Annotated in this window: 7 protein-coding genes and 1 tRNA gene; 3 read left to right on the top strand and 5 right to left on the bottom strand. The window is 67.8% G+C overall.

What is annotated here, in order from left to right; genetic code table 11:
* A partial coding sequence (locus BN903_RS17950; RefSeq protein WP_342764752.1) for a PQQ-binding-like beta-propeller repeat protein occupies window positions 1-310 on the bottom strand: 310 nt, incomplete at its 3' end.
* Window positions 198-752: a hypothetical protein gene (locus BN903_RS05505; RefSeq protein WP_228841022.1), complete on the bottom strand. Its 555-nt coding sequence runs from the start codon at window positions 750-752 to the stop codon at window positions 198-200. The genes BN903_RS05505 and BN903_RS17950, both read right to left, overlap by 113 nt.
* Before the next feature lie 109 nt (window positions 753-861).
* Here BN903_RS05505 and BN903_RS05500 point away from each other — a divergent pair, with 109 nt between their 5' ends.
* On the top strand, window positions 862-1,062 hold the full coding sequence (locus BN903_RS05500) for a hypothetical protein (protein WP_048076735.1): 201 nt from the start codon (window positions 862-864) through the stop codon (window positions 1,060-1,062).
* 279 nt (window positions 1,063-1,341) lie between these two features.
* On the opposite strand, the gene BN903_RS16480 is transcribed toward BN903_RS05500, so the two are convergent.
* The 3 genes from BN903_RS16480 to BN903_RS05490 form a co-directional block, all read right to left on the bottom strand.
* Window positions 1,342-1,516 (bottom strand) — tRNA-Trp (locus tag BN903_RS16480).
* A 135-nt stretch (window positions 1,517-1,651) separates the two neighbouring features.
* Window positions 1,652-1,876 (bottom strand): DUF5795 family protein, encoded by a 225-nt coding sequence (locus BN903_RS05495; RefSeq protein WP_048076734.1) that lies wholly within the window; start codon window positions 1,874-1,876, stop codon window positions 1,652-1,654.
* Between the two features lie 109 nt (window positions 1,877-1,985).
* Window positions 1,986-3,011 (bottom strand): DUF5794 domain-containing protein, encoded by a 1,026-nt coding sequence (locus tag BN903_RS05490; protein ID WP_048076733.1) that lies wholly within the window; start codon window positions 3,009-3,011, stop codon window positions 1,986-1,988.
* 528 nt (window positions 3,012-3,539) lie between these two features.
* Here BN903_RS05490 and guaB point away from each other — a divergent pair.
* Together guaB and BN903_RS05480 are read left to right on the top strand one after the other, a co-directional pair.
* Window positions 3,540-5,027, top strand: a complete 1,488-nt coding sequence (guaB, locus tag BN903_RS05485; RefSeq protein WP_048076732.1) for an IMP dehydrogenase — start codon at window positions 3,540-3,542, stop codon at window positions 5,025-5,027.
* A gap of 140 nt (window positions 5,028-5,167) precedes the next feature.
* Window positions 5,168-5,755, top strand: a complete 588-nt coding sequence (locus BN903_RS05480) for a response regulator transcription factor (RefSeq protein ID WP_048076731.1) — start codon at window positions 5,168-5,170, stop codon at window positions 5,753-5,755.
* Window positions 5,756-5,859 lie beyond the last annotated feature (104 nt).

The following is a 5,859-nucleotide window of genomic DNA, read 5'->3' as shown; positions in this document are numbered from 1 at the left end:
CCGGGAAGCTCCAGCGGTAGCAGTAGCCGTCGTTCGACCCGCACACCATCCGCCCGGCGTCGAGCGACACCGCGGGCGAGGAGTGCGGGTGATCGGTGGGGCGGTGGTCCGGCTCCGCCCAGGTCACGTCGCCCGTCTCCGCGTCGACCGCGAACATCCGTCCCTCGGGCGTCGGGAACTCGACCGAGACGTACAGTTCACCGTCGTAGTACAGCGGGCTGGACCCGATCGAGCCGCCGAGCTCCGTCGACCACTCCAGATCGCCCGAGTCGAGTGCGAACGCGTAGAGGACGCCATCGTACGCGCCGATATACGCCCGCCCGTCCGCGACCGCCGGCGTCCGTGGACTCCCTCCCCTCCATGTCGGTCTCGCCGCGCCAGCGCACGTCGCCGTCGGCCGTTATCGCGAGGAGTTCGCCGGTGTCGCCCGGGAGGACGACGCCCCCGTCGGAGAGCGGGACCGCGCTGGCCTTCGCCGCGCTGTGTTCGCCGGTGTTGACCTCGGGGATCCGCCAGGCCGTTTCGACGGCGTCGGGAACCGTCTCGTCCGGGTAATACCCCCATCGCTCCAGCGACCCGCGGAACTGCGCGACGCCCGCGGGGATCGTCTGCTCTGTGGCACTTCCGGGGTCGGGATCCGAATCGGTGCCGTCGTCGGCCGTCCCGTTCAGCGAGGAACACCCGGCCGCGGCGGCCGTCGTCGCCGCACCGACCGCGGCGAGCCACTCGCGTCGGGAGGGGGTGTCGGTCATCGAGATGTCCGTCGCGCCGGGGTCGCTTTAGTTTGGCGACCGCGTCGTTCCCGAACACCGTCGCGCCTCCGACCGGACGACTTTTTCCGCCGGTGGCCGAAGCGAAGGCATGGAGATCGGATTCGAGCTCGGAGCGAACGTCCCGTCCGGCGTGTTCGCGCTCCACGCCGCCGTCGCGGTCGTGTTTCTGTACCTCGCGGCCGTAAACGCGACGAACGGTGAGACGGTGGGGCTGGCGCTGTACCTCGCTATGGCGGGCATGATCGCCCTCGTCGGTCTCGTAGCCGGTCGGATCGTATCGCGCCGCTGACCGGCTGCCGAGTACGTCCTAACGCGGTCGCTTGTCGGAGCGTTCGCGGGACGGAAAGTGGGGTCGGAGAGATCGTACACCACACGGACTCGCTTCAGTCGTCGCTGAGTTTAACCCCAACTCAGTACGATGCCACCGCTCGCGAGTTTGCTTGCGGCGGCAGGAAGTGGGGCCGGAGGGATTGTGAACCACGAGGACTTCGCTCCGCTCGTCCTCTGGGTTCAAATCCCTCCTCACTACGACGCCGCCGCTCGCGACGTTGCTCGTGGTGGCAGAAAGTGGGGCCGGAGGGATTTGAACCCCCGATCGACTGATATCTCCGGTGCGCCTCGGAACTCCAGAGGGTCGTCAACACGACCGATGATCAGTCGGCCGCTCGGTATATCAGTCTGGAGTGTCGTCCCGGGCGCGAGCCTCTGGAGTCAGTCGCCATGCCTGGCTTGGCCACAGCCCCGCGTGATCTCGCATCAAATTGTTGCCGAAACGCGGATAAAGGGGTTTCGATCGACGGCGATCGAGGGACGGCGACACCCCCGCGCCCACCCGCGATCGACCGACCCGCTGCTCGCGAGAACGACGCACGCGGCGGTCAGTTCCGGTCGTCGTCGCTCCAATCGCAGTCCTGGCACTTGTAGCCGGTGACGAACTCGGTCACGCTCGGCATGTACCCGACGGAGATGACGTCCCCGCCGCAGTCCGGGCAGTCGCGGTCGGCGTCGGCAATCGACTCGGCCTCCAGCACCGACTCGCCCTCGACCAGCTCCGCGAGCTTTTCTGGCGTCACCATCCGTCCCTGAACGACGCGGTTCGACATACCGGCCGTTCGGCGTCGAGTACCTAAACCCCGGCGACACGCCCGGCGCACGGGCGACGAACGAGACGATTCCGAGAGCGAGGCGAACCCGCCAGCGCCGACGCGCGACTCACAGCCACGGGGCCCGGGAGTCGTCGTCCGTGAACGGGTCCGTCCCGTCGTCGTCGGTCTCTCGTCCCTCGCCGCCGTTCGCGAGGACGGCGACGTCGTCGTCGACGACGGGTGACGACCCCTCCGGCGGGGCGTCGAGGGGCGGGTCGGACGGGGGGCTCTCCGCGAGGTCGTCTTCGGTGTCGGTCGAGTCCCCGTCTGACGATCCGTCGTCGTCGTCGGGTGCGTCATCGCCGTCGGACACGTTGCCGTCGTCCGGCGCGTCGTCGTCGGTACCCTCCAGCGCGCCCGCGTTCGGGTCGTACGCGAACAGCGTCGTCACCGCGAGCACCGCGAGCGCGACCGGCGCGTCGGTCTGCATGAGATCGAACGGCCCCAGCAGGATCGGCAGCGCGAGTACGCCCAGCGCGACCGCCGAGCCGAACCGGAACCGGTCGATGTCGACGCGGCCGCGGAGGTGCGGCGAGAGCAGCGCGATCGAGAGCGCGAAGGCTACCCCCACTGCGGCGGCCGCGGTCCCGTTGACCACGTACTCGGTCGATGTCTCCAACGTGAATCCCGACGGATCGAAGCTCGCGACGAGACCGAGCCCGATGATCACGCCCGGACTCGGCAGGTACTCACCGATCTCGGAGCTGGCGGTCTTGGCGGCGATCGTCAAGATCACTAGCCCGGCGAACCGCTCGAAGATAGGTAGATTCAGGAGCCCCTGAAGGGTCGGCGCGAGGGCGGCCTCGACGGCGGCGACCGGGATGATGACCGCGCCGATCAGCAGCACCGAGCCGACCATCTCTCGCCGAGAACCGTCCATCTCCGCGAGGATCACTGCGGCGGTCGCCGAACCGCCGAAGATCAGGATTCCCGTCTCGACGACGCCCGTGGCCGATCCGAGGACCCCGGCGACGACGAGCGCGGGGAAGATGCCGTCGACGAGCGGCAGGACCATGACGGTCGCGAGCAGCTTCGTCGCGCTCCCGACCTGCTGTTCTAATCGCAGGGCGACGGGGTGGCGTGAAGTGCTCATTCAGGGACGATAGCCCTGACCAACGGGGGGGCGGTAGGATGCGTGCGACTCGCGATGGTATGGGGACCAGCACGCGGAGCCCACGCCGCGGGAGGTCCGACGAGCCCATGTAAAGCGTTTGCGCGGATTGCCGGCTGTAAAGCGGACGCCGAGGTCGGCGTTCGGCTGGCCGGCGATGCGCGCATTCACGGGACTGTCGGAGTCCATACCGGATATACGTGTTTCGGTCGCGTTAAAGGTTGTGTGAGACGTGTCCGCACGACACGACGGATCTACGGTGAAAACCCGTCTTCGACGATGATACGTCGATGCCTCTCGATGTTCCCCGATTATTCCTCGGCTTTCGAAACCGCTGCGGGCGATTCACTCATGACCGCCCTCGGGCAGCGATACGGGTGGAGGACTCTGGCGACGATCGCGTTCTCCGAGACATACAGAATCATGTATACAAAACGGATCTGAATGTGAACAACCTCCACGTCCGTGCCGTCTCGCAACGCTTTTCATCGGCCGTTCGTGACGGATTATATGGCGACAGATTCTGGCCGATTCTCGGCGAAACTCGAGGTTCCGGAAGCGCTGACGTTCGACGACGTGCTCCTCCGTCCCAAGGAGAGCCGCGTCGAACCCGACGACGCCGACCTGAGTACCCGCGTCTCGAAGAACGTCGAACTGACCGTGCCGGTGCTGTCGGCGGCGATGGACACCGTCACCGAGAGCGACCTCGCGATCGCGATGGCCCGTGAGGGCGGTCTCGGCGTCCTCCACCGCAACATGACCGTCGAGGAGACGGCCGCCGAGGTCGAACGCATCAAGCGCGCGCACGAACTCGTCATCCGCCGCGAGAACGTCGTCACCGTCTCGCCCGACGACACCGTCCGCGAGGCCGACGCGGTGATGGAGCGGCAGGGCGTCTCCGGTGCCCCCGTCGTCGCCGACGACGACACCGTCCTCGGGATCATCTCCGGGACGGACATCCGGCCGTACCTGGAGGTCGGCGAGGACGACGCGGTCCGCGAGGCGATGACCGACGAGGTCATCACCGCGGCGGAGGACGTGGGCGCGCGCGAGGCGCTCGAACTGATGTACGACCACAAGATCGAGCGCGTCCCCATCGTCGACGAGGCCGAGCGCTTGGTCGGACTGGTGACGATGCAGGGCATCCTCCAGCGCCGCGAACACGAGGAGGCCGCCCGCGACGAGGACGGACGGCTTCTGGCCGGCGTCGCAGTCGGCCCCTTCGAGGAGGAGCGCGCCGTCGCGGCCGACGAGGCCGGCGTCGACGTGATCTTCATCGACTGTGCACACGCGCACAACCTCAACGTCTTGGACTCCGCGGAGGCGATCAAAGCGACCGTTGACGCCGACGTCGTCGTCGGCAACGTCGGGACGCGCGAGGCGGCCGAGGCCGCGGTCGACTTCGCCGACGGGCTGAAGGTCGGCATCGGGCCGGGATCGATCTGTACCACTCGCGTCGTCAGCGGCGCGGGGATGCCCCAGATGACCGCCGTCGCGGAGGTCGCGGACGTCGCCGTCGAGCACGACGTTCCCGTGATCGCCGACGGCGGCATCCGCTACTCCGGTGACGCCATCAAGGCGCTCGCCGCGGGCGCGGACGCGGTGATGCTCGGCTCGTACTTCGCCGGCACCGACGAGGCCCCCGGCCGCGTCATCACGATGAACGGCAAGAAGTACAAGCAGTACCGCGGCATGGGCTCGGTCGGCGCGATGAAGTCCGGCGGCGGCGACCGCTACCTCAAAGAGGAGGACGAAGACGAGGAGTTCGTGCCCGAGGGCGTCGAGGCCGCGACCCCGTACAAGGGGAGCCTCGCCTCCGAGCTCCACCAGCTCACGGGCGGGATGCGCTCGGGGATGGGCTACGTCGGCGCGGAGACCGTTCCCGACCTCCACGAGCGCGCGGAGTTCGTCCGGGTTTCGACCGCGGGACAGAGCGAGAGCCACCCGCACGACGTGATGATCACGGACGAGGCCCCCAACTACAGTCCGGGCGAGTAACGCCGGGCAACCCCCGGCCGGCCGAGACCGGATCCGAGTCCGGCCGAGCGACCGAAGTGCCGGCGCACCGAAGAGGTATTTTAATATAGCCAGCGGAGAGACGAAACGTGTGAGCGAACACCCCCTCGCTCCCGTCATCCATGAGTGAGCAACCGCCGCTGGTCCTCGTGGTCGAGGACGAACCCGACTTGGCCGACCTGTATGCCGCCTGGCTTGGCGACGAGTACCGCGTTCGAACCGCGTACGGCGGCCACGAGGCCCTCGATCAGCTCGACGAGGCCGACGACGAGGTCGACGCCATCCTCCTCGATCGACGGATGCCCGGGCTCTCCGGCGACGAGGTCCTCACGGCCGTCCGCGACCGCGGTATCAACTGCCGGGTCGCGATGGTCACCGCCGTCGAGCCGGACTTCGACATTCTGGAGATGGGCTTCGACGACTACCTCGTCAAGCCCGTCACCAGCGACACGCTCCGAGACACCGTCGAGGGGCTGCTGCGGCGTGGCGAGTACGACACGGAGGTCCAAGAGCTGTTCTCGCTGACGTCGAAGAAGGCGATGCTGGAGTCCGAAAAGAGCGCGAGCGATCTGGCAGACAACGCGGAGTACCAGGAGCTCACCGACCGGATCGCCGAGCTCCGCGAGCGGGCCGACGAGTCGCGCGACGCGGTCGCGACCGACGACGAGGACTACGAGAAGCTCTTCCAGGACTTCGACACCGACTCGTAACGGGCGACCGGTTCGAGGGGGGACGCTGCCGACTCTTTATGACCGATCCGGCCGAATCCGTGTCCGTATGCGCGTTCGGGATCTGCCGCTCTCGTCGACCGTCG

The organism is Halorubrum sp. AJ67 (genome assembly GCF_000513435.1).
Note: the sequence above shows the minus strand (reverse complement) of the source record. Positions and strands in the feature narration are given on the sequence as shown.